Raw genomic sequence first — 21765 nt, 5'->3', positions numbered from 1 at the left:
GGGCGCCTCATCCATCCGGCCGCCTGCGGCCGTCATCAGGGACGACATCCATGACCGCCATTATCGACATCCACGGCCGCGAAATCCTCGACAGCCGCGGCAATCCGACCGTCGAAGTCGATGTGCTGCTGGAGGATGGCAGCTTCGGCCGCGCCGCGGTGCCCTCGGGCGCGTCGACCGGCGCACACGAAGCGGTCGAGCTGCGCGACGGCGACAAGGCGCGGTATCTGGGCAAGGGCGTGACCAAGGCGGTCGCGGCGGTGAACGGCGACATCGCCGAAGCGCTCGTCGGCCTCGATGCCGAGGACCAGCGCGAGATCGACATGGCGATGATCGACCTCGACGGCACGCCGAACAAGAGCCGCCTTGGCGCCAACGCGATCCTCGGCGTCAGCCTTGCCGCCGCGAAGGCCGCGGCGGATGCGCGCGGTCTGCCGCTCTATCGTTATGTCGGCGGCGTGTCGGCGCGCACCTTGCCGGTGCCGATGATGAATATCATCAACGGCGGCGAACATGCCGACAACCCGATCGATGTGCAGGAATTCATGATCATGCCCGTCGGCGCGGGCAGCATCGCCGAAGCGGTGCGCTGGGGCAGCGAGATTTTCCACACGCTGAAGAAAGGCCTGTCGGCGAAGGGCCTTGCGACCGCGGTCGGCGACGAAGGCGGCTTCGCGCCGAACCTCGCCTCGACGCGCGCCGCGCTCGACTTCATCGCCGCCTCGGTCGATCAGGCGGGCTTCAAGCTCGGCACCGACGTTATGCTCGCGCTCGATTGCGCCGCGACCGAATTTTTCAAGAACGGGAAATATGAGATCAGCGGTGAGGGGCTGTCGCTCAGCCCCGAGCAGATGGCCGACTATCTCGCCGCGCTGGTGAACGACTATCCGATTCTGTCGATCGAGGACGGGATGAGCGAGGACGACTTCACCGGTTGGAAGGCGCTGACCGACCTGGTCGGCGACAAGTGCCAACTCGTCGGCGACGATTTGTTCGTTACCAACCCGGCGCGGCTGGAGCAGGGGATCGAGGACGGTCTTGCCAACTCGCTGCTCGTCAAGGTCAACCAGATCGGCACGCTGTCCGAAACATTGGACGCGGTCGATATGGCACACCGCGCGCGCTACACTGCGGTGATGTCGCATCGTTCGGGCGAAACCGAAGACTCGACGATCGCCGACCTTGCCGTCGCGACCAACTGCGGCCAGATCAAGACCGGCAGCCTCGCGCGTTCGGACCGGCTCGCCAAATACAACCAGTTGATCCGTATCGAAGAAGAGCTGGGCGACATGGCACGCTATCCGGGCGCGTCGATCTTCGGCTGATAAGGTGGTCGATGACCGACGGGGTCGTCAGTTGATGACGACGATCTCGTCGGGATTGTTCATCAAAGTCTTGGAAAATTCGCAGGCACCGACGGGCTGTTTTTCCCGCGCCAGAACGTCGCGCAACAGCCGCTTTTGCGTTGCCTCAATGCTTGCCCAGTCTATCTCTTCTTGGGCAAGCCATTGACCGCTGGGCCGGTAGGCTGCGATTTTCGTCGGAATATAGCGGGTGACGTCAGGCGGTCCATAATGAACGTCCCAAATTGACGTGCTGGCAAGGCCTCCCCGAAAATTCACATTGTTTTGACCCCACTCGCGATAGGTCCGCTCGGGCGACGTGAATTCCATCGCGACAATCGGCGGGTAATATTGCTTGTGATCCGACCGCTCTGATCGGTCCATGATGCCGCGATCAGGGCCGTTATATTGCCCCATGATCCGCAGTTCGCCGAAATGTGCGATGGCCAGAAGCGATGTGTCCAGAAACTGTTCGGGATCACGATGAATGAACTCGGCAGTAAATCGGACGTGGTTGCCGAGGGCGCGATCGAGCATCCCGGAGCTTTCATCGACACGGATTTTGTCTTTGCCGTCCAGCAAAGAGGCTCGGCACCAGTAACCGTGGCGGTAATATCCCGTCTTGCTGTCGATCGGCGAACAGTTTTCGGCCAGGCTTCCAGCCGCAATGCTGGTGGCCACAATATGATCGACGGCATTTTTGACGGGCTCGATAAAGGCGAGGGCTCGCTTCAGTCCGCCGACATCGAGAGGCGCGGTCAGGAAAGTCGTACGGAGGGTGCCGTCGCTTTCATAAAGCCGGGCTTCAGTTAGCCGTTGGCCAGAACCACCAGAAACTTCGAGCAGCTTGGGCGCCGCGAAAATGAACTGCTTGTTCTTTGCGATGCGACTGGACAGCAGGTCAACTTGCCTGCCTTCGACATCGAGAAGTCGCAGCACCATATACTGGCCGCTGACAGGATCAGAAATGTCTTTTGATCCGAAGCGGATAGTCAGCGCGTTGTCCGTGCCGATATTGCCGATCAAATTCGAGCGAAACTCCATGCTGAGGGAGCCCGTCATATTGCCCGGCGTGCCGCGGCCAAAGCCGAGGATCTGTTCTTCCTTCACCCGCGTCCCGTCGGCACGCACATCCACCGTGGCAGTGATACCGGCGCCGATTGACCGGCCATGGGTGACCTTGCAGCGATAGACGGTCGTATCGGCCGTCGCCGTAACCGATTGGGCGGCCATGACCGGTAGAGGAGCCATTACGGTCAGCGTGCAAGACAGGCAGATCGCCACCCCCAAATCCACGGCCTCGCGCATCGACTATCCTTTCTGCCGGAATGGGCCATGGGTTGATCGGAAATAGTAACATAAAGATGAAAAGAGCAGGGGCGAGCCTTGACGCCAGGAATCGCCTGTGATTCAAGGGCGGCGATGACGCAGCGCCACAAATTCCGCAAATCGATGAACCGAGCCGTCGGTCCTGCGGTCGCGGTGATCGCGGTGCTGGCGATGCTCGGCTATGCGATTTTCGGGCCGACGGGGCTTTATGCCTGGGGCGAATATGGCCAGTCGGTCGAAAAGAAGCGCGTCGTGCTTAACGAACTCGTGAAGAAAGAGCGCGAGCTTCAGAACCGCGTCAACCTGCTCGACCAGCGGCGCGTCGATCCCGATCTGGCCGAGGAATATGTGCGCGAGAAGCTGGGCGCCTATCACCCCGACGAGGTGATCATTCCCATGGAGCCCGAGGCGAAGTAGCGTCTCCTAATTGAGCGTCATTGCGAGGAGCCGGAGGCGACGAAGCAATCTCCAGCGATCGCGCGGGCAATGTCGATAGCTGGAGATTGCTTCGCTTCGCTCGCAATGACGGGTCAAGAGTCTCTTTGCTGCATACGTAAGGCGGCCCTGACTGCCGCCATGGCAGGCGTTGCCAAACCCGTCGCGCCGCTCCTATAGGGAGCCTTGCCGTAACGGCTAAATGCAAAGGAAACCTCCCTTGGCCAAAGCACCCGCGCGTAAGACTGCCGCGCCAAAAAAAGTCGCTTCGACCCCAGCTCCCTCGTCCAATCGCGAGCAGCCGCGCGATCCCGTTCCCTATGACGCGACGCCCGAAGAGCTAGAAAAATTCTATCGCGAAATGCTGCTGATCCGCCGTTTCGAGGAGAAAGCAGGGCAGCTTTACGGGCTGGGGCTGATCGGCGGTTTTTGTCACCTGTATATCGGCCAGGAAGCCGTGGCAGTGGGCCTGCAATCGGCGCTCGACGGCGACAAGGACAGCGTGATCACCGGTTACCGCGACCATGGCCATATGCTCGCTTATGGTATCGACCCCAAGGTCATCATGGCCGAACTGACGGGGCGCCAGGCCGGCATCTCGAAGGGCAAGGGCGGATCGATGCACATGTTCAGCGTCGAGCATAAATTTTACGGCGGTCACGGCATCGTCGGCGCGCAGGTGTCGCTCGGCACCGGCCTTGCCTTCGCGCACAAATATCGCGGCGACGGCGGCGTGGCGATGGCCTATTTCGGCGACGGCGCCGCGAACCAGGGACAGGTTTACGAGAGCTTCAACATGGCCGAGCTGTGGAAGCTGCCGATCATCTTCGTGATCGAGAACAACCAATATGCGATGGGCACCAGCGTCAATCGCTCGTCGGCCGAGGATCAGCTGTATCGCCGCGGCGAAAGCTTCCGCATTCCGGGGATGCAGGTCGACGGCATGGACGTGCTCGCGGTGCGCGGCGCGGCCGAGGCAGCGCTCGAATGGGTGCGTGCGGGCAAAGGGCCGGTGCTGATGGAACTCAAAACCTATCGCTACCGCGGCCATTCGATGTCCGACCCCGCCAAATATCGCAGCCGCGAAGAGGTGCAGGCGGTGCGCGACAAGAGCGACGCGATCGAGCACCTCAAGAAATTGATGACCGAGGCGGGCATCGGCGAGGACAAGTTCAAGGAGATCGACAAGGAGATCCGCGCGATCGTGGCCGACTCGGCCGACTTTGCCGAAAGCGCGCCCGAACCCGACCTTTCCGAACTTTATACCGACGTGCTGGTGGAGCAATATTGAGATGGCCATCGAATTGAAGATGCCGGCGCTGTCGCCGACGATGGAAGAAGGCACGCTCGCCAAATGGCTCGTCAAGGAAGGCGACACGGTGAAGTCGGGCGACATCCTGGCCGAGATCGAAACCGACAAGGCGACGATGGAATTCGAAGCGATCGATGAGGGCATAATCGGCCAGATCCTCGTTCCCGAAGGCACCGACAATGTGAAGGTCGGCACCGTGATCGCGACGATTACGGGTGAGGGGGAGGAGGCGTCCTCTCCGGCGCCTGCTGCCGCTGACGAAAAGGACGTCGCCCCCGCGAAGGCGGGGGCCGCTGGCAGTAGTGCGCCCAACACAACGGCCCCCGCCTCCGCGGGGGCGACGGATGAGCCCGCACCTGCTCCCGTTGCGGCAAAACCCGCCGCGACCGAACGCGCCTCCGACCCCGCGATCCCCGAGGGCACCGCGATGGTCAAGCTCACCGTCCGCGAAGCGCTGCGCGATGCGATGGCCGAAGAGATGCGCGCCGACGACCGGGTTTTCGTGATGGGTGAGGAAGTCGCCGAATATCAGGGCGCGTACAAGGTAACGCAGGGCCTGCTCGACGAATTCGGCGCGCGCCGCGTCATCGACACGCCGATCACCGAATATGGATTTGCCGGACTCGGCGCGGGCGCGGCGATGGGCGGCCTTCGCCCGATCATCGAGTTCATGACGTTCAACTTCGCGATGCAGGCGATCGACCACATCATCAACTCGGCGGCGAAGACCAACTATATGTCGGGCGGGCAGATGCGCTGCCCGATCGTGTTCCGCGGGCCCAACGGCGCCGCGGCGCGCGTCGGCGCGCAGCACAGCCAGAATTACGCGCCCTGGTACGCCAGCGTCCCCGGCTTGATCGTCATTGCGCCCTATGACGCCGCCGACGCCAAGGGACTGCTCAAGGCGGCGATCCGCACCGAAGACCCCGTCGTGTTCCTCGAAAACGAGCTGCTCTATGGCCGCAGCTTCGACGTGCCCGAGGTCGAAGATTTCGTGCTGCCGATCGGCAAGGCGCGCACCATGCGCGAGGGCAGCGACGTCACAGTCGTCAGCTATTCGATCGGCGTCGGGATTGCGCTCGAAGCCGCCGACCAACTGGCCGGCGAAGGCATCGACGCCGAGGTGATCGACCTGCGCACCTTGCGCCCGCTCGACACCGCGACGGTGCTCGCCAGCCTGAAAAAGACGAACCGCCTGGTCATTGTCGAGGAAGGCTGGCCGGTGTGCTCGATCGCCAGTGAGCTTGCGATGGTCGCAATGGAGCAGGGTTTCGACGATCTCGACGCGCCTGTGATGCGCGTGTGCAACGAGGATGTTCCGCTGCCCTATGCCAACAATCTCGAAAAGGCGGCGCTGATCGACACGCCGCGGGTGGTTAAGGCAGTGAAGGCGGTTCTCAATCGTTAATCCGTCGCCCCCGCGAAGGCGGGGGCCGTCATCGGCCTTGCCCTTCCATGCCAAATAAACCGACATCGGCCCCCGCCTTCGCGGGGGCGACGGCTGAACCCAGCGCCTACCCTGACATGCGCGATCCGCGCGTCATCGTCGCGGTGCCGCGGGCGCGGCGCGGGGCGATGGCGGTGCTGTGGGGGCTCGCCGCGCGGCTGACCAAATTGCTGCTCGATGCGCGCGAGCCGCTGATCGGGCAGATCAAGCTTGCGTGGTGGCGCGACATGATGGCGATGCTTGCGAGCGATCCTGCCGCACTGCCCAAGGGTGAACCGCTGCTCGCCGACCTCGCGGCAAGCTGGGCCGGGCAGGGCGGGCTCGATGCGCTGGTCGATGCGGCCGAAGCGATGCTGCTGGCCGAGGGCGATGCCGCGCAGCGCGCGGCGGCCGCAAGCTTCGGCGCAGCGCTCTTCGCGCTGTCGGGTGGCGGCGAAGCGGCCGGGACACGCTGGGGCCTGCTTTGGGGCGCTGGCGTCGTCGAGGCGGAGGATGCGGCGCGCCGCCTTCTGGCCGACGCCAAAAACGCCGAGGCGCCAGCGCGCGGCGATTTCGCCGGAAACCGTGCGTTGCTGATGCTCGATCGCTGGGCGGCGGTGATTGCGGCGCGCGCTGGCGAGCGCAGCCTGCGCAGCGAGGGATTGCTGCTTTTGCGCATCGGGCTTTTCGGCCGCTGACGATAAAATCGCGCCGGGGGTGGAAAAGCCGCCGGTGAACATCTATCTTGCCCGGTACAGAAATAGGGTCGCAGGGGACGTTTATGTTCAACGGGCTGATCGCCTATCTCGATTCGATCAAGGCGCGCGACCCTGCGCCGCGGTCGCGTTGGGAAATCCTGCTTTATCCGGGGCTGGTCGCGGTCGGCATGCACCGCATCGCGCACTGGCTGTTCGAGGCGCGATTGTTCTTCCTCGCGCGTTTCGTCAATCACCTCACGCGCTTCCTGACCGCGATCGACATCCATCCGGGGGCGAAGATCGGCCGCCACCTGTTTATCGACCATGGCTTTACCGTCATCGGTGAAACCGCCGAGATCGGCGACAATGTCACGATTTATCAATGCGTGACGCTGGGCGGTACCGATCCCGCCAACGGTGTCGGGGGCAAGCGCCACCCGACGCTGGCCGACGACGTCATCGTCGGTTCCGGCGCACAGATATTGGGGCCGATCACTGTCAATGCGCGCGCGCGCGTTGGCGCCAATGCGGTGGTGACCAAGGACGTACCCGAAGGGGCGGTGATGGTGGGCATCCCGGCGCGCTCGACATTGGTCGATGCCGCCGAATATGCGCGCGAATTCGTGCCTTATGGCACGTGCACCGAAACCTTCGATCCGGCGACGCAAAAGGTCGAATTGCTGCAATGCCAGCTGGAGCTTATGCAGAAGCAACTCGCCGCGCTGATCGCCGAACGCGATGCGACGGCGACGGAGAGCGAAGCGCCGCGGCGCAAAGGGAGCCGGAAAAGCGCCTGATGGGAACTGTGACGCCGCTGCCGTTCGCGAACAGGGCAACGCCGCTCCAGACGGGTTTCGACCGCGCTGAACTGACCCGGATCCTCGACCTTTACGGCCGCATGGTCGCGGCGGGTCATTGGCGCGACTATGCGATGGATTTCCATCGCGACGCCGCGATTTTTTCGGCGTTTCGCCGCGCCGCCGAGCGCCCCGAATACCGCATTGAAAAACGCCCCGCCTTGCGGAGTCGCCAAGGCATGTGGGCCTTGGTCTCCGAAGCCGGGGCGATCTTGAAGCGGGGGGACGAGCTGTCCAATGTGCTCGCCCCCGTCGAACGCAAGCTCATGAAGCTGGTCGGCGACTGACGGCGCCCACGTCGTCATCCCGGCTTTCACCGGGATGACGACAGGATCAGGCTTGTGCGATGCGTGTCGTCGTCGGCAGCTGGTTCGCCAGATTGTCGGGCAGCATTCCCACGACGACGACCCGCGCATTCTGCCAGAAGGCCGACAGCAGCAGCAGCGCCGAGCCGATCACGAAGGCGGTCAGCGCGACGTTGAGTTCGACCGCGCCGAACTGGTTGAACAGCTGCGTCATCGCGAACAGCACATAGGCGAGTGCCGAGACGAGCAGCGCGCGGCGATCGATCGCGAGCGCGATCAGCCCGAACAGGATATAGACGCCGATCACCAGCATCGCTGCGCCGCTGCCGATGTCACTGCCGTCGGTAACACCAAGCAGATGAAAGATTGGGTGCGCAATCATCGGCGCGGCGAGCAGGTGAAGCCAAAAGGCGACGTCGCTGCGCCGTGTCTGGCGCACCCGGTCGCTGCGGTCCCACCACATGGCGAGGGTGAAGACGCCGAGCCCGGCGACCAGCACCAGCGCCATGACGATGTCGGGCGAGGTCGAAAATCCGACGAGCGACAGGACCAGCGCGACCGCGGTCGCGGCCAGGGCGGCGGTGCCCGCCGCGACGGTAATCGGCACCATGAAGCGGCGCCAATGCGCCCAGCTTGCTGCCGCGGTGATGAGTGCCATCACGCCGACAATGATCGCACCGACGGTTTCGCCGGGGTCGCGGCCAAAAATGGCCTCGCCATGTTCGACCATGAAACCAACCATCGTCGCAAATACGCCGCCGGCAAAAGCAAGAACCAGCACGATGCTGGGCAAGGCCATGCGGCGTTTGCGGGTGAAATATTCGGCGAGGAACCACGCCGACAGCGCAACGAACGCGCCGCCGAGCGCGGTATGGATCGACTGGCCGATCCACGCGACCGCGACGAGCAGGATGACCGCCGCGATGCTGACGAAAATATCGTTGAAGCCGGTGATGAGGCGGAAGGATTCTTCATCCGCTCCGGGGGCGGCGCGTACCGATGCGATATGGCTCCGGAATGCCGCGGCGGCCTCCGGCGTCAGAACTTTCGCATCGACCGCGGCTTGCAGGTCGCTTTCACTATACATCGGGGTCGTCCTTCTTAGACCGATCCCCTTGCCCCGCGACGATAATTGCAGAACTGTGTTGCTGTGTCAATACGGTATGGCGCCGTGATCCTCCCTGTCGCGCAGCGATGGGGAGGGGGACCGCTTGCGAAGCGAGGTGAAGGGGCCAGCGACGTCGCGCCATGGCCCCTCCGTCACGGCTGCGCCGCTGCCACCTCCCATGGCTTCGCCACAGGGAGGATTGAAATGCCTCACCCCAGCGCCATCAACGCCTTCATCACGTTCATCGATTGCTCGCTGCCCGACTGCGGGACGGTCTCGCCGGTGCGGTCGATGATCTTATCCCAGGCTGCGGCGACACCTTCGGGGGTGCGCTCGCCCTCGGTCAGCGCGACGCCGGGGGTCATCGTGACATAGGCCGCGTGGAACGCCCCCGCGCCCGCGCCGATGATCATGTTCGTCGGCGCATCCTCGCTGACGAGGTAGAGCGCGGCGGGCACGACATTTTCAGGCGTGAATTTTTCGAACAGTTCGGCGGGGAAGATGTCCTCGGTCATCCGCGTCCCCGCGACAGGTGCGATCGTGTTGCAGCGGATGTTATATTTCGCACCTTCGAGGTGGAGGGTCTTGGTGAGCCCCGCAAGACCGAGCTTTGCGGCGCCATAATTGGCCTGTCCGAAATTGCCGTAGAGGCCGGTCGACGACGCGGTCATCAGGATGCGGCCATAGGCCTGTTCGCGCATCGTTTCCCAGCACGCCTTGGTGACATTGGCGCTGCCCGACACATGGACCTTGAGCACCAGGTCGAAATCGGCGGGTTCCATCTTGGCAAAGCTCTTGTCGCGCAGGATGCCGGCGTTGTTGATCAGAATATGGACGCCGCCCCATTCCTCTTTCGCCTTGGCGACCATTTCGACCATCTGTTCATATTCGGTGACGCTGCCGCCGTTCGACATCGCGGTGCCGCCCGCGGCACGGATTTCCTCGACGACTGCAAGGGCGGCATCCGAATGGCCGGTGCCGTCGCGCGCGCCGCCGAGGTCGTTGACCACGACCTTCGCGCCGCGGCGCGCGAGTTCGAGCGCATAGGCGCGGCCCAGTCCGCCGCCCGCGCCGGTGACAATGGCAACGCGGCCGTCAAATTTGATCGTCATGATGGTCTCCCGCAAAGGGCCCTTTGCACGAAAGGTTGCCCGAAAAAACTGGCCTGAAAAGCTGGAACGTCCTTAGCCGCTCGCGCCCCGCTGGCAAGGGGGCAGGAAAAATGGACGATGCAATAAAAATGTCACGTAAATGACGTGCGAATGTCACTTATGCGTCATAACAGCGCCGCCAGTCTGTAATCCTTTCGTCACGGAGCTTTCTCGACCATGCGCCACCCGCTGACCGCCGCCCTGCTGGCGACCTCGATCCTCTGCCTGCCGACTGCGGCGCGCGCGCAGGCGATGACGGCCGAGGAAGCCGCCGCGCTCCGTGCCGACCTTGCGGCGCTGAAGGCGCAGGTCCAGACGCTCGAATCGCGCCTCGACGCCGCGACCGTACAGCCGGCGCCGGCCCCCATGCCCGCGCCGACCCCGGCGTCGGTTACCGCCAAGCCCGCGAGCGAAATCAGTTGGAAGGGCGCGCCCGAGATCAAGACCGCCGACGGCTGGAGCTTCAAACCGCGCGGGCGAATGCAAATGGATCTGGCGTCGGTCGATACGCCCGCCGGGGTGACGGGCGCGCGCGGCGGTCTGAAAACCGAATTCCGCCGCGTCTATCTGGGCGTCGATGGCAAGATTCCCGGCGGCTTCGCCTATCGCGTCGAGGCCGATCTTGCGAACAATGCGGTCGAATTGACCGACGTCTACCTGACCTATGGCACCGGGCCGCTGTCGGTGACTGCGGGCCAGATCAAGCCTTTCTGGTCGCTCGACGAGATGACGAGCGATCTGTTCACCAGCTTTATGGAACGCGCGGCCTTTGCGCAGGCGTTCGGCTTCGAGCGCCGCGTCGGCCTGTCGGCGCAGTATAAGGGCGGCGACCTTCTGCTCCAGGGGGGCGTGTTCGGCGCGAATGCGGACGATCTGCTCGATGACAGCAACAATGCCGTCAGTATCGACGGACGCGTCGTGTGGATGCCGAAGCTTGGCGATACGCAGCTCCACCTCGCCGCATCGGGCCACTGGCGCGACCCCAATGATCCGGCGGCGCTCGGCCGTTATCGCGCGCGGCCCTTTGCCCACACCACCGATGTCCGTTTGGTCGATACCGGGCTGATCGACGTTGCGAGCGAGCGCGGCATCGGTCTGGAAGGCGCAGTGATCGCCGGGCCGTTCCACGCGGCGGCCGAGGGCTATTGGCACCGCGTGGGCCGCACCGGATCGGCCGATCCGACCTTCTTCGGCGGATATGCCGAGCTGGGGATGGTGCTGACGGGCGGCGACCGCCGCGGATACAAGGACGGCGCCTTCGATCGGCTGAAGCCGTCGAAGCCGATCACCGAGGGCGGTATCGGCGCGTTCGAAGTCAACACCCGCTACGATCATCTCGACCTCAACGATGGCGGGATCGTCGGCGGGCGCCAGCAGGCGGCGCTGATCGGCCTGGTGTGGGCACCGATCGACTATGTCCGCATCACCGCCAACTACGGCAAATTGTGGATCGACGATGCGCGCGTGGCGACGGCGACGGGGGACCGCGATTATACCGCGGACACCTTCGGGCTGCGGACGCAGGTCGATTTTTGATCTGGCACAGGGCGCGGCGCTGGCCTATCGGCTGCGCCCCCTGAACCGGAAAGCGATTCGATTATGACCAGCCCCGACGCGCCCTATCATGCGCATATCTATTACGACGCCGACGAGCGACCCGCCGCTGCCACGCTGCGTGAGGCCTTTTCCCGCGACCCGGCGATTCTCCGCGTCGGATCGATGACCGATCGCGCAATATGAGGTGCAATTCTTCGCGCGTTCGCGCGGCGCGGTCGTGGCTGCAATCGAGGCTACGGGGCTCCGCGCGCTCGTCCATCCGCTGACCGACGACGATCTGGCCGATCATACGACGCTCGCGCATTGGATCGGTACGCCGGTCGACCTCGACCTCAGTGTGCTCGACCCGCCGGGGGCCAATCAGGGAATCGCGCGCTTCGGTGTGAAGGACTTTTAGAGCGGCGAGCGTTTAATCTGAGCTATCTTTCCGTTCGTGTCGAGCGAAGTCGAGACACCCCTCGGCGTGGCGCAAGGTCGATTTGTGTCTCGACTTCGCTCGACACGAACGGAATTGAAGCGTTGCCGATTTAGCGCGCGCCGTTCTAAGCCTCGACGGGACCGCTAGCACCCAGAACATAGGCGCAGCCGAGGCGCCTTGCGTCGTCGGCTTCGGTAAGCGCGGCAATGGTGCGCCAGCCGTCGGCGCGCAGGCTCGCCGCGACGGCTGGATCATGGCCGAGCGGCAGGAAGATGCAGCGGTCGCCCATGTCTTCGGCACCCAGCCCGGCGTCGATCAGCGGATCGGGATAGAGCGAAAAGCCGACTGCGGCCTCCTCCGCCTCGCCGACCGGGATCGCATAGGCGCCGCCGCGGCCGACCGCGTCGCCCTGGCCGGGCACGAAGATCTGGAAACCAAACCAGCTTTGATAGGCGAAGCCGTGGCGCTCGGTCGGATCGAGCGTCAGCGTGACGCGGTCGCGGATCGGCGCAGCAATCGCTTCCAGCGCGTCGATGCGCGCGCCGAGCACGCCGCTTGCATCGAAGGCGCGAAGGTCGGCGATCGCCCGGTCGAAAGGCCCGGTCGCGCGAAGCAGCGGCAGATAGGCGTCGGCGCCGAGCTGCGTCAGCGCGCCGGCGTCCTTGGCGTCGAGCTCGTCGCGCAGCTGCTGGAGGTCTGCCGCGACCGGCAGCGGCCCGGATGCGAGCAGATCGACGACATCGGGCAGAGTGAAGTCGATGGTGACGGGACCGATGCCCGCGGCTTCGAGCGCGTCGATCGCGACGGTGACGATCTCGCGCGCCGCCGCCACACTGTCGCTGCCGATCAGTTCGGCGCCGACCTGCAGCATCTCGCGCGCGGGGCGGAGCTGGCTCGCGCGCAGCTTGACCACCTGTCCGGCATAGCAGAGGCGCAGCGGCCGCGGCGATGCGGCGAGCAGCGAGGTCGCGATCCGCCCGACCTGCCGCGTGATGTCGGGGCGCAGCGCGAGCGTGCGCTGCGACACCGGATCGGTGAAGCGGAGGAGGTCGCGGCCTGACCTGTCGTCGTCGCTGCCCAGCGTCTCGCGAAACTCGGCGAGCGGCGGCGACACGCGGCCATAGCCGTGCGCGCGCATCGCATCGACGAGCGCGCGGGTGACGCGTGACGCAGCCTCGGCCTGCGCGGGCAGGCGGTCGCGGAGGCCTTCGGGCAGCAGGGCGGGGGCCTTGGTCATGGGGCGGCCTTAGGATGGTCCAAGAGAGTCAACAATCCCGAATTCCGTTCGCATCGAGCGAAGTCGAGATGCCGTGAGGGCATTCCCCAACGACGGGTGTCTCGACTTCGCTCGACACGAACGGAATTTTTAGCTTGGCTTCTAGAACTTCAACCCCTTCACCATCTTCACTCCGGGAAGCTGGCAGACCTGCCACAAGAGCGGCTCGGGCATCGGCGAATCGAGGCTGAGCAGCAGCACCGCTTCGCCGCCCGCGGCGCGGCGGCCGAGGTGGAAGGTGCCGATGTTCAGCCCGGCGTCACCCAGCGTGCTGCCGATGCGGCCGATGAAGCCCGGCGCATCCTCGTTGACGATATAGAGCATGTCGCCGTCGAGGTCGGCCTCGACCTTGATCCCGAACATTTCGACGAGGCGCGGTTCATTGTTGCCGAACAGCGTGCCCGCGACCGATCGGTCGCCTGCTTCGGTCGCGACGGTGACGCGGACGAGTGTGTGATAATCGCCCTCGCGGTCGTGACGCACTTCGCGCACGTCGAGCCCGCGTTCGCGCGCGAGGTGCGGGGCGTTGACCATGTTCACGCTGTCCGAATAGCGGCGCATCAGCCCGGTGAGCACTGCGGCGGTGATCGGCTTCAGGTTGAGCTCGGCCGCCGCACCTTCGACCTCGACCGCGATGTGCGTGAGATTGTCGTGCGCAAGCTGGCCGACGAGGCTGCCGAGCTTTTCGGCGAGGCTCATATAGGGGCGCAGCTTCGGCGCTTCCTCGGCCGACAAACTGGGCACGTTGAGCGCGTTGGTGATGCCGCCGGTCAGCAGATAATCGCTGATCTGCTCGGCGACCTGGATCGCGACATTGACCTGCGCCTCGTCGGTCGAGGCGCCGAGGTGCGGCGTGCAGATGAAGTTCGGGGTGCCGAACAGCGGGTGGTCGGGAGGCGGCGGTTCGACCGCGAACACGTCGAGCGCCGCGCCCGCGACATGGCCGCTGTCGAGCGCGTCCTTCAGCGCCGCTTCGTCGATCAGCCCGCCGCGCGCGCAGTTGATGATCCGCACGCCTTTCTTGGTCTTGGCAAGATTTTCCTCCGACAGCACATTCCGCGTCTGGTCGGTCAGCGGCGTGTGCAGCGTGATGAAATCGGCGCGCGCCAGCAGCGTGTCGAGATCGGCCTTTTCGACGCCCAGCTCGATCGCGCGTTCGGGGGTCAGGAAGGGATCGAAAGCGACGACCTTCATGCGCAGGCCCAGCGCGCGCTCGGCGACGATGCTGCCGATATTGCCGCAGCCGATCAGTCCGAGCGTCTTCGACGTCAGCTCGGCCCCCATGAAGTCGTTCTTCGGCCATTTGCCCGCCTGTGTCCCGGCATTGGCTTCGGGAATCTGGCGTGCGAGCGCAAACATCATCGCGATCGCATGTTCGGCGGTGGTGATGCTGTTGCCGAACGGGGTGTTCATCACGATGACGCCCTTTTTCGATGCCTCGGGAATGTCGACATTGTCGACGCCGATCCCGGCGCGGCCGACGACCTTCAAATTGGTTGCGGCGGCGAGGACGTCGGCGGTGACCTTGGTGGCTGAGCGGATGGCAAGGCCGTCATAGGTGCCGATCATCGCGATCAGCTCGTCCTTCGTTTTGCCGGTGATGACGTCGACGTCGATTCCGCGTTCCTTGAAGATTGCGGCGGCCTTGGGGTCCATCTTGTCGCTGATGAGGACTTTGGGTTGGGTCATTGATTTTCTCCGTCATCCCAGCGGAAGCTGGGATCGTTGGGAATGGGTATGTGCGCTGGCGATCCCAGCTTTCGCTGGGATGACGATCAGGCCGAAAGGTTGGCGTAGGCCCAGTCGAGCCAGGGTCCGAGCGCTTCGATGTCGGCGGTGTCGACGGTCGCGCCGCACCAGATGCGCAATCCCGGCGGCGCGTCGCGATACCCCGCGATGTCGTAGGCGGCGCCTTCCTTCTCAAGCAGTCCGGCGAACTTCTTGATGAAGCCCTCGTCGGCGCCCGCGACCGACAGGCAGACCGAAGTCTTCGACCGGCTGGCGGGATCGGCGGCGAGGTGGGAGAGCCAGTCGCGTTCCTCGACGATCGTGTCGAGCGCCGCGGCATTGGCGTCGCTGCGCGCTTTCAGACCGTCGAGACCGCCCAAGGACTTCGCCCATTCGAGCGCGAAGATCGCGTCCTCGACCGCGAGCATCGACGGGGTGTTGATCGTCTCGCCCTTGAACACGCCTTCGGCCAGCGCGCCTTTCGACACAAGGCGGAACACCTTGGGCAGCGGCCAGGTGGGGGTGTGGGTTTCGAGGCGCTCGACCGCGCGCGGGCCGAGGATCAGCACCCCGTGTCCGCCTTCGCCGCCGAGCACTTTCTGCCAGCTGAAGGTCGCAACGTCGATCTTGTCCCACGGCAGGTCGTAGGCGAACACGGCCGAGGTCGCGTCGGCGAAGCTGAGACCTGCGCGGTCGTCGGCGATCCAGTCGCCATCGGGAACGCGCACACCGCTGGTGGTGCCGTTCCAGGTGAAGAGGACGTCGTTCGACCAGTCGACTTGGGTCAGATCAGGTAGCTGCCCGTAATCGGCGCGGATGATTGTGGGGTCTAGCTTGAGTTGTTTGGCCGCATCGGTAACCCAGCCCTCGCCAAAGCTTTCCCACGCCAGCGTCGTCACCGGCCGCGAGCCCAGCATCGTCCACATCGCCATTTCGAAGGCGCCGGTATCGCTGCCCGGCACGATGCCGATGCGGTGCGTATCGGGGAGCTGGAGCATCTCGCGCATCAGGTCGAGGCAATATTGGAGGCGCGTCTTGCCGATCTTGGCGCGATGCGAGCGGCCCAGCGATTCGGTTGCGATTTTGGAGGCGTCCCAGCCCGGCGGCTTCGCGCAGGGTCCGGAAGAAAAATAGGGGCGCTTCGGGCGCACCTGTGGCGTCGGCACTTCACTCATCATAGTCTCTCCTTGCAGAGAGCTCGCGCGGCGTTGGGACCGCGTGGCCCGTCGCCGCGTTTAAGGGCCGGGCGGGGTCTGTCAAATTAATTGCACGGGCCGCGCCAAATTTTCGACGAGCGGAGACAAAGGTATACGGCTTGTTAACCATTTTATCGGTAATTTGACGGCCATGATCCTTGCGCCGTTCTTTAAGCCCCGCGCCCTGATCGCCGCCACCGCCGCGCTGGCGCTATCCGCCTGTTTCGGCTCTCCCGACGTGATGAAGCGCGGCAGCGATAGCCGGGCGACGGGAACCACAGCAAGCACGCCGACGCGCCCGCAGCCTGTCGGCACGCCTTCCTTCACCAGTGCCGAGGCGCAGCAATGCGCGTTCGATCTCAAACAGGCGGGCGTTCGCTTCACCCCGCTGCCCAACCAGGATCATGGCGGCGGCTGCACCTCGATCGATTCGATCAAGCTGCTCGATGTGGGCGTTCCGGTATCGGGTCTCGGCGCGATGACCTGTCCGCTCGCGCGCAATTTTGCAGCTTGGGCGCAATATGCGGTGAAGCCCGCGGCGCGGAAATATTTCGGGACCGAGGTCGTCAAGATCGAAACCTTCGGCACCTATAGCTGCCGCAACATCTATGGCGGCCGCTCGGGGCGGTTGTCGCAGCACGCCTATTCGAACGCGATCGACGTGTCGGGCTTTGTCCTCGCCGACGGGCGCCGCATCCTGCTCGACGGCGGGTGGACGGGCGATGCCGCGTCGCGCGATTTCCTGCGCACGCTCCACAAATCGGGCTGCCGTCGTTTCGGGACGGCGCTCGGCCCCGATTACAATGCGGCGCATTACAACCATTTCCACTTTGACATGAGCGGCAACGGTTACTGCCGCTGACTTGGCAAAGTCACGCGAAGCGTATAGCCGCTGGCTAATGGCAGAAGATAAACAACCCCATCGTTCGCGTTTCCACAAGGCCAAGGACGACGCGCAGTTCGCCAAACAGGCGACCACCACCCCGCAGACGGCGCACCCCGCGTACAAGCTGGCGTTCCAGGATAATGATTTCCTGCTGCGCGAAGATTTGCGCCCCGTCCGGTTCCAGCTCGAATTGCTGAAACCCGAATTGCTGCTCGACGAGGCGGGGATCGAATCAACGCTCGTCGTCTATGGCTCGGCGCGTATTCCCGAACCCGGACAGGCCGATGCGCTCGAGGCCGCGGCAACCGACGACGCCACGCGCAATATTGCCCGCCGCCTGAAGGCGAAGGCGAAATATTATGACGAAGCGCGCGCGCTCGCGCGGCTTGCCAGTCAATATCCGTGCGACGACAAGGGCTGCCGCCACTTCGTCGTCTGCTCAGGCGGCGGGCCGTCGATCATGGAGGCGGCGAACCGCGGTGCCGCCGACGAGGGACGCGAATCGATCGGGCTCAACATCGTGCTTCCGCACGAACAGGCACCGAACCGCTATGTGACGCCGTCATTGAGTTTCCAGTTTCACTATTTCGCGCTGCGCAAGATGCACTTCCTGCTGCGCGCGCGCGCCGTCTGCGTCTTTCCGGGCGGCTTCGGCACGTTCGACGAGATGTTCGAACTTTTGACGCTGATCCAGACCGGCAAGATCAAGCCGATCCCGATTGTCCTGTTCGGCAGGGAATTCTGGCAACGCGTCGTCAATTTCGACGCACTGGTGGAAGAGGGCGTGGTCAGCGCGCGCGATCTGGACCTGTTCCAGTTCGTCGAGTCGGCGGACGAGGCGTGGAAGATCGTTACCGATTTCTACGCGAATATCGACGAGCGGCATTGATAGACGAAAATCCTCCCTGTGCCGCAGGCATGGGGAGGTGGCAGCGCGAAGCGCTGACGGAGGGGCTTTGGCGCTACCGCCGCGGCCCCTCCACCACGCCCTTCGGGCGCGGTCCCCCTCCCCATGGCTTCGCCACGGGGAGGATGGAGTCTCAGCTAACGCTTTATTTCTGCGCTTCCAGATACAGGATCAGCGCCTTGCGGTCGGCGGCCTCGATGACCCCGGCAAAGGCCATGCGCGTGCCGGGAACGTCCTTCATCGGCGCTTTCAGATAGGCGTCGAGCGTGGCTTCGTCCCAGACCCCGCCCTTCGCCTTCATCGCACCCGAATAGGAGAAGCCCGGCTTTGCCGCGACGGGAGCACCGACGACGCCGTGCAGGTTCGGGCCGATGCCATGACGGCCGCCCTTGTCGATCGTGTGACAGGCGACGCAGCGCCGGAAGATTTGTTCGCCCATCGCCGCAGTCGGTTCGACCGCGGGGGCTTCGGCCGCGGGTTCGCCCGTCGCCGTGTCAGCGGGGGGCGGTTCGCTCTTGCCGCAGCCGGCGAGCAGCGCGCCCGCCAGCAGGACGGGCGCGATGCGCATTATTTCGTGGCTTCGGCCGGTGCCGCGACCGGCGCGGCGGCATCGGCGGCCGGGGCGGTCGCTCCATCGGCAGGCGCCGCACCTTCGGCTGCACCATCCGCCGCGCCCTCGGCGGCGGGAGCTGCTTCAACCGGCGGCAGCGGCAGGTTCGATCCCTGCGAGTTCAGGTAAACGATCAGGTTCGCGCGATCTTCCGCGCTGCCCAGCCCAGCGAACGACATCTTGGTGCCGGGGGCATATTTGCGCGGGCTTTTCAGCCATTCGTCCATACCGGCGAAATCCCAGTTGCCCGGAACGCTCTTCAGCGCCTCCGAATAGGCGAAGCCGGGGACATGGCCGTGCGCCTTGCCCAGCGCGCCATAGAGGTTGGGCCCAATGCCATTGGCGCCGCCCGCGTTGATCGTGTGGCACGCCGCGCATTTCGCGAACACCGCCTCGCCCTTCGCCGGATCGGCGGCGGCGAGCAGGTTGGCAAGCGGCACCGCCGATTCGCCACCACCCGCGCCAGCGTCGGCATCCTCGATCGGGAAGCCGGGCTTTTCGGGGGCGTGCGTCGCGAACAACATGCTCGACCCGATGGTCAGGCCCAGCGCGCAAATGCCGGCAAACAGCACCCATCCGGCAATAGTATTGTTGCGATTGTCCATGCTCTAACAGCCCCGTTAGCTGGCGCCCATAGCCGGACGCATGTGTGATTTGGAGGCTCCCTTACTGGTGCGGGGACGGCGGCGCAAGGGGATGAAATTGGCCGGTGGGTCGCCTTGCGCGGTTCCGGCGGTGCGGCTATGCGCCGCGGTTCCAGCGTGGGAAGGCAGTCATGGGCAGTTATTCGGCTTCGGCGCAGCATCTGGTCGACAAAATGCGCGCGCTCGCGCTCGCCGAACCTGCGCGCGGACTGGCGTTCCAGGGCGCGCCCGGGGCGAACAGCGACCTTGCCGCGCGCGAATATGACCCGAATTCGCTGCCGCTGCCCTGCTATGCGTTCGAGGATGCGATCGACGCCGTGCGCGAAGGCCGCGTCGACCGCGCTATCATCCCCATTGAAAACAGCCTGCACGGCCGCGTCGCCGACATTCATTTCCTGCTGCCCGAATCCGGCCTGTCGATCGTCGGCGAGTATTTCCTGCCGATCCGCTATGGGCTGATGAGCCGCAATCTTGGCCCCGTGACGCGCGCGATGAGCCATGAGCAGGCGCTGGGCCAATGCCGCCAGTGGCTGCGTGCGAACAATATCGCGCCCGTCGCGCACAGCGACACCGCGGGCGCCGCGGCATGGGTCGCCGACAGCGATGAGGTCGGGCTCGCCGCGCTGGCGCCGCCGCATGCGGCCGAACTTTATGGACTAACGCTGCACGGCACGGGGATGGAGGACGCCGACCATAATATGACACGCTTCGTCGTGCTTGCGCGCGAACCCTTGCCCGATTTTTCGGCGATCGAAGGGCCGGTGATGACGACCTTCATGTTCGAGGTGAAGAATATTCCGGCCGCGCTCTACAAGGCGCTCGGCGGCTTTGCGACCAATGGCGTCAACATGACCAAGCTCGAAAGCTATCAGACCGGCGGGAGCTTTGCCGCGACGAAATTTTACGCCGACATCGTCGGCGCGCCGGGCGACGAGCGCGTTGATCGCGCGCTCGAGGAGCTTGATTTCCAGACCAAGTCGCTGCGCCTGCTCGGCACCTATGCGCAGGCGCGCCCGCGGCCCTGAGAGTCGGCCCTAATTACCCCGGCGGCGCAGCATCCGCGCTGTCGCCGAGGTGTGGACGATGAACAGCGTGACGAGGATGCTCGACACGACCAGCGCGAATAGATCGAAAGGCGAAAAGTTGGTGCCGCGTATGTCGGCGCCGCCGACCACCGGCATTAGCGCGGTCATCGCCATCAGCATCAGCCGCAGCTCGGTCGGCCCGCCCGCCATATAGGACAGGCGAAATTCGCCAAGGATTTTGGCAGAAATAAAGGTGTGGATCGACAGGAGGAAATATCCGATCACCCCCATCAGCGCGACGTCGAGCCGCATATAGGGGCTCATGCCGATCGCGCTGATCATCAGGAAGGTCGCGATCGCATCGACGCTGTGGTCGACGAAATAGCCGTAATTCGGCCGCTCGATCCCGCGCCAGCGCGCGACGCTGCCGTCAAGCGAATCGCCGAACCAGTTGATGATGTAACCGGCGAGCGACAGCCCCAGCCATTCGCTGTCGATCCAGCTGAGCAGATAACCCGCGGCGACGAGTACCGCGCCCACAAAGCCGAGCGCGGTCAGCTGGTCGGGGGTGACCCACGCAGGCAAGCGCGCGCACAGCCAGTTGAGCACGCGGCGTTCGCTGCGTGCGAGGATATTCTGCTGGATACGGACCGGCGCCTTGGCGACGGGTTCGAACTTGCTCATGCGGGCCCTTTGTTGCCGACTGTCACAAAAGCGCCAGCCGGATGTCATCGGGTCGTCATAGAGCGAAAGTCGGGATTGCGAAAGGGCAGCGCGGTCGCCGCGCCGCATATGCGCGGCGTTCAGTCGCGCCAGGGGCCGATTTCGCCGACTTCGCCTATCGTGCGGAACCGGACGGCGTCGTCGATCCACGCCACTTCCCACATCGGCGCGGGTCGCGTCCATTCGCCGATCACGAACAGGGGCAGCTTGTTGGCGGCAACAAAGGCGAGGTCGTCGGCGGTCGGGCCCGGAACGATCGTCTCGGATCGCTGGTGCAGGCGGACGACGGCGAGCGTTCCTTCGGGCGGCGCAGGAAGCGACTGACGCGCCGGAAAGCCGAGGCTGGCCGCGACCACCGGATACCCCTTGTCGTCGCGCCGGATCAGCAGCACCTTGTCGGCGGTGGGCCAGGGGCCGCCGACAGACCGCCCGACGACCTTGCGCCCAGCGATAGCCGCAAATTCGCGCAAATCGGTATCGGCTGTGGAAGTCGCAGCCGCTCTTGCGACTTCGTCTGCGTGGGAACCTGTCGAAATCAAGCTCATCGAGCAGAGGCCGAACGCCAATATCCTAGCCAAGTTTACCTTATGAACCACTCGTTTAACCTGCCCGCCTTGCGAAATCCTAGCTTCCCTTTTTCTCTTAACTGCTGCGCAGCCCAGCGCATGTCATATTGCCATGAATAATAATGATCCCCGTATGCCTTCAGGTCGGTTTCATGGTCTGACCAGATTCGCTTGGCGACATCAATCACCGACCCACGCCCTCCAAGCTTATCCAGCGCTTCCCAAACCCAAGTTTGCAGCTGCTCACGATAGGTCATCTTTCACT

24 protein-coding genes are annotated in these 21765 nt (G+C 64.4%); 13 read left to right on the top strand and 11 right to left on the bottom strand.

The genetic code is table 11. The annotated features are described in order from the left end of the window. Positions 1-50: 50 nt before the first annotated feature. Positions 51-1325: a phosphopyruvate hydratase gene (eno, locus tag VSX77_RS02985; RefSeq protein ID WP_338426184.1), complete on the top strand. Its 1275-nt coding sequence runs from the start codon at positions 51-53 to the stop codon at positions 1323-1325. A gap of 27 nt (positions 1326-1352) precedes the next feature. Here the strand turns inward: eno and VSX77_RS02980 are convergent, their stop codons facing one another. Continuing rightward, positions 1353-2651, bottom strand: a complete 1299-nt coding sequence (locus VSX77_RS02980) for a hypothetical protein (protein WP_338426183.1) — start codon at positions 2649-2651, stop codon at positions 1353-1355. Between the two features lie 114 nt (positions 2652-2765). Between VSX77_RS02980 and VSX77_RS02975 the strand changes: the two genes are divergently transcribed. The 6 genes from VSX77_RS02975 to VSX77_RS02950 all read left to right on the top strand — a co-directional run bounded on the left by VSX77_RS02975 (position 2766) and on the right by VSX77_RS02950 (position 7687). Then, on the top strand, positions 2766-3089 hold the full coding sequence (locus VSX77_RS02975; RefSeq protein WP_338426182.1) for an FtsB family cell division protein: 324 nt from the start codon (positions 2766-2768) through the stop codon (positions 3087-3089). 238 nt (positions 3090-3327) lie between these two features. Beyond that, positions 3328-4398, top strand: a complete 1071-nt coding sequence (gene pdhA / locus VSX77_RS02970) for a pyruvate dehydrogenase (acetyl-transferring) E1 component subunit alpha (protein WP_338426181.1) — start codon at positions 3328-3330, stop codon at positions 4396-4398. A 1-nt stretch (position 4399) separates the two neighbouring features. Further along, a complete protein-coding gene (locus VSX77_RS02965; protein ID WP_338426180.1) occupies positions 4400-5827 on the top strand; it encodes a pyruvate dehydrogenase complex E1 component subunit beta in 1428 nt (475 codons plus the stop codon). A gap of 116 nt (positions 5828-5943) precedes the next feature. After that, the gene (locus VSX77_RS02960; protein ID WP_338426179.1) at positions 5944-6543 is read left to right on the top strand and encodes a hypothetical protein; all 600 of its coding nucleotides are present in this window, start codon (positions 5944-5946) and stop codon (positions 6541-6543) included. A gap of 83 nt (positions 6544-6626) precedes the next feature. After that, complete coding sequence (epsC, locus tag VSX77_RS02955) at positions 6627-7340, top strand: serine O-acetyltransferase EpsC (protein WP_338426178.1); 714 nt, start codon at positions 6627-6629, stop codon at positions 7338-7340. Beyond that, positions 7340-7687: a DUF2794 domain-containing protein gene (locus VSX77_RS02950; RefSeq protein ID WP_338426177.1), complete on the top strand. Its 348-nt coding sequence runs from the start codon at positions 7340-7342 to the stop codon at positions 7685-7687. The genes epsC and VSX77_RS02950 overlap by 1 nt, the downstream gene beginning before the upstream one ends. Positions 7688-7733: 46 nt before the next feature. Here the strand turns inward: VSX77_RS02950 and VSX77_RS02945 are convergent, their stop codons facing one another. Continuing rightward, complete coding sequence (locus VSX77_RS02945) at positions 7734-8792, bottom strand: hypothetical protein (protein WP_338426176.1); 1059 nt, start codon at positions 8790-8792, stop codon at positions 7734-7736. Positions 8793-9022: 230 nt separating this feature from the next. Continuing rightward, positions 9023-9925 (bottom strand): SDR family oxidoreductase, encoded by a 903-nt coding sequence (locus VSX77_RS02940; protein ID WP_338426175.1) that lies wholly within the window; start codon positions 9923-9925, stop codon positions 9023-9025. Between the two features lie 216 nt (positions 9926-10141). Between VSX77_RS02940 and VSX77_RS02935 the strand changes: the two genes are divergently transcribed. The 3 genes from VSX77_RS02935 (at position 10142) to VSX77_RS02925 (ending at position 11918) form a co-directional block, all read left to right on the top strand. Beyond that, positions 10142-11500, top strand: a complete 1359-nt coding sequence (locus VSX77_RS02935) for an OprO/OprP family phosphate-selective porin (protein ID WP_338426174.1) — start codon at positions 10142-10144, stop codon at positions 11498-11500. A gap of 63 nt (positions 11501-11563) precedes the next feature. Then, positions 11564-11704, top strand: coding sequence for a hypothetical protein (locus tag VSX77_RS02930; RefSeq protein WP_338426173.1), 141 nt, complete (start codon positions 11564-11566; stop codon positions 11702-11704). 34 nt (positions 11705-11738) lie between these two features. Then, positions 11739-11918 (top strand): DOPA 4,5-dioxygenase family protein, encoded by a 180-nt coding sequence (locus VSX77_RS02925; RefSeq protein ID WP_338426172.1) that lies wholly within the window; start codon positions 11739-11741, stop codon positions 11916-11918. Between the two features lie 145 nt (positions 11919-12063). Here the strand turns inward: VSX77_RS02925 and VSX77_RS02920 are convergent, their stop codons facing one another. From VSX77_RS02920 to VSX77_RS02910, 3 genes are all read right to left on the bottom strand, one after another. Continuing rightward, positions 12064-13176, bottom strand: a complete 1113-nt coding sequence (locus VSX77_RS02920; RefSeq protein ID WP_338426171.1) for an ATP phosphoribosyltransferase regulatory subunit — start codon at positions 13174-13176, stop codon at positions 12064-12066. A gap of 141 nt (positions 13177-13317) precedes the next feature. Further along, positions 13318-14904: a phosphoglycerate dehydrogenase gene (serA, locus tag VSX77_RS02915; RefSeq protein ID WP_338426170.1), complete on the bottom strand. Its 1587-nt coding sequence runs from the start codon at positions 14902-14904 to the stop codon at positions 13318-13320. Positions 14905-14990: 86 nt separating this feature from the next. Beyond that, the gene (locus VSX77_RS02910; RefSeq protein WP_338426169.1) at positions 14991-16121 is read right to left on the bottom strand and encodes a phosphoserine transaminase; all 1131 of its coding nucleotides are present in this window, start codon (positions 16119-16121) and stop codon (positions 14991-14993) included. 169 nt (positions 16122-16290) lie between these two features. On the opposite strand from VSX77_RS02910, the gene VSX77_RS02905 reads away from it, so the two are divergent. Further along, on the top strand, positions 16291-17001 hold the full coding sequence (locus VSX77_RS02905; protein WP_338426168.1) for an extensin family protein: 711 nt from the start codon (positions 16291-16293) through the stop codon (positions 16999-17001). A gap of 37 nt (positions 17002-17038) precedes the next feature. Continuing rightward, the gene (locus VSX77_RS02900) at positions 17039-17914 is read left to right on the top strand and encodes an LOG family protein (RefSeq protein WP_338426167.1); all 876 of its coding nucleotides are present in this window, start codon (positions 17039-17041) and stop codon (positions 17912-17914) included. Between the two features lie 163 nt (positions 17915-18077). On the opposite strand, the gene VSX77_RS02895 is transcribed toward VSX77_RS02900, so the two are convergent. Further along, positions 18078-18500, bottom strand: a complete 423-nt coding sequence (locus VSX77_RS02895) for a c-type cytochrome (protein WP_338426166.1) — start codon at positions 18498-18500, stop codon at positions 18078-18080. Then, complete coding sequence (locus tag VSX77_RS02890; RefSeq protein WP_338426165.1) at positions 18500-19147, bottom strand: c-type cytochrome; 648 nt, start codon at positions 19145-19147, stop codon at positions 18500-18502. The genes VSX77_RS02895 and VSX77_RS02890 overlap by 1 nt, the downstream gene beginning before the upstream one ends. A gap of 170 nt (positions 19148-19317) precedes the next feature. Between VSX77_RS02890 and VSX77_RS02885 the strand changes: the two genes are divergently transcribed. Next, positions 19318-20211, top strand: coding sequence for a prephenate dehydratase (locus tag VSX77_RS02885; RefSeq protein ID WP_338426164.1), 894 nt, complete (start codon positions 19318-19320; stop codon positions 20209-20211). A 9-nt stretch (positions 20212-20220) separates the two neighbouring features. Here VSX77_RS02885 and VSX77_RS02880 read toward each other — a convergent pair whose 3' ends face one another. From VSX77_RS02880 to VSX77_RS02870, 3 genes are all read right to left on the bottom strand, one after another. Beyond that, the gene (locus VSX77_RS02880) at positions 20221-20895 is read right to left on the bottom strand and encodes a CDP-alcohol phosphatidyltransferase family protein (RefSeq protein WP_338426163.1); all 675 of its coding nucleotides are present in this window, start codon (positions 20893-20895) and stop codon (positions 20221-20223) included. A gap of 119 nt (positions 20896-21014) precedes the next feature. Beyond that, positions 21015-21404, bottom strand: coding sequence for a hypothetical protein (locus VSX77_RS02875; RefSeq protein ID WP_338426162.1), 390 nt, complete (start codon positions 21402-21404; stop codon positions 21015-21017). A gap of 110 nt (positions 21405-21514) precedes the next feature. Then, positions 21515-21757 carry a hypothetical protein gene (locus VSX77_RS02870; protein ID WP_338426161.1) on the bottom strand — a complete coding sequence of 81 codons (243 nt, stop codon included), beginning with the start codon at positions 21755-21757 and terminating at the stop codon, positions 21515-21517. Positions 21758-21765: the final 8 nt, after the last annotated feature.

It is taken from the genome of Sphingopyxis sp. TUF1 (assembly GCF_036687315.1).
Taxonomy (GTDB): domain Bacteria; phylum Pseudomonadota; class Alphaproteobacteria; order Sphingomonadales; family Sphingomonadaceae; genus Sphingopyxis; species Sphingopyxis kveilinensis.
Note: the sequence above shows the minus strand (reverse complement) of the source record. Positions and strands in the feature narration are given on the sequence as shown.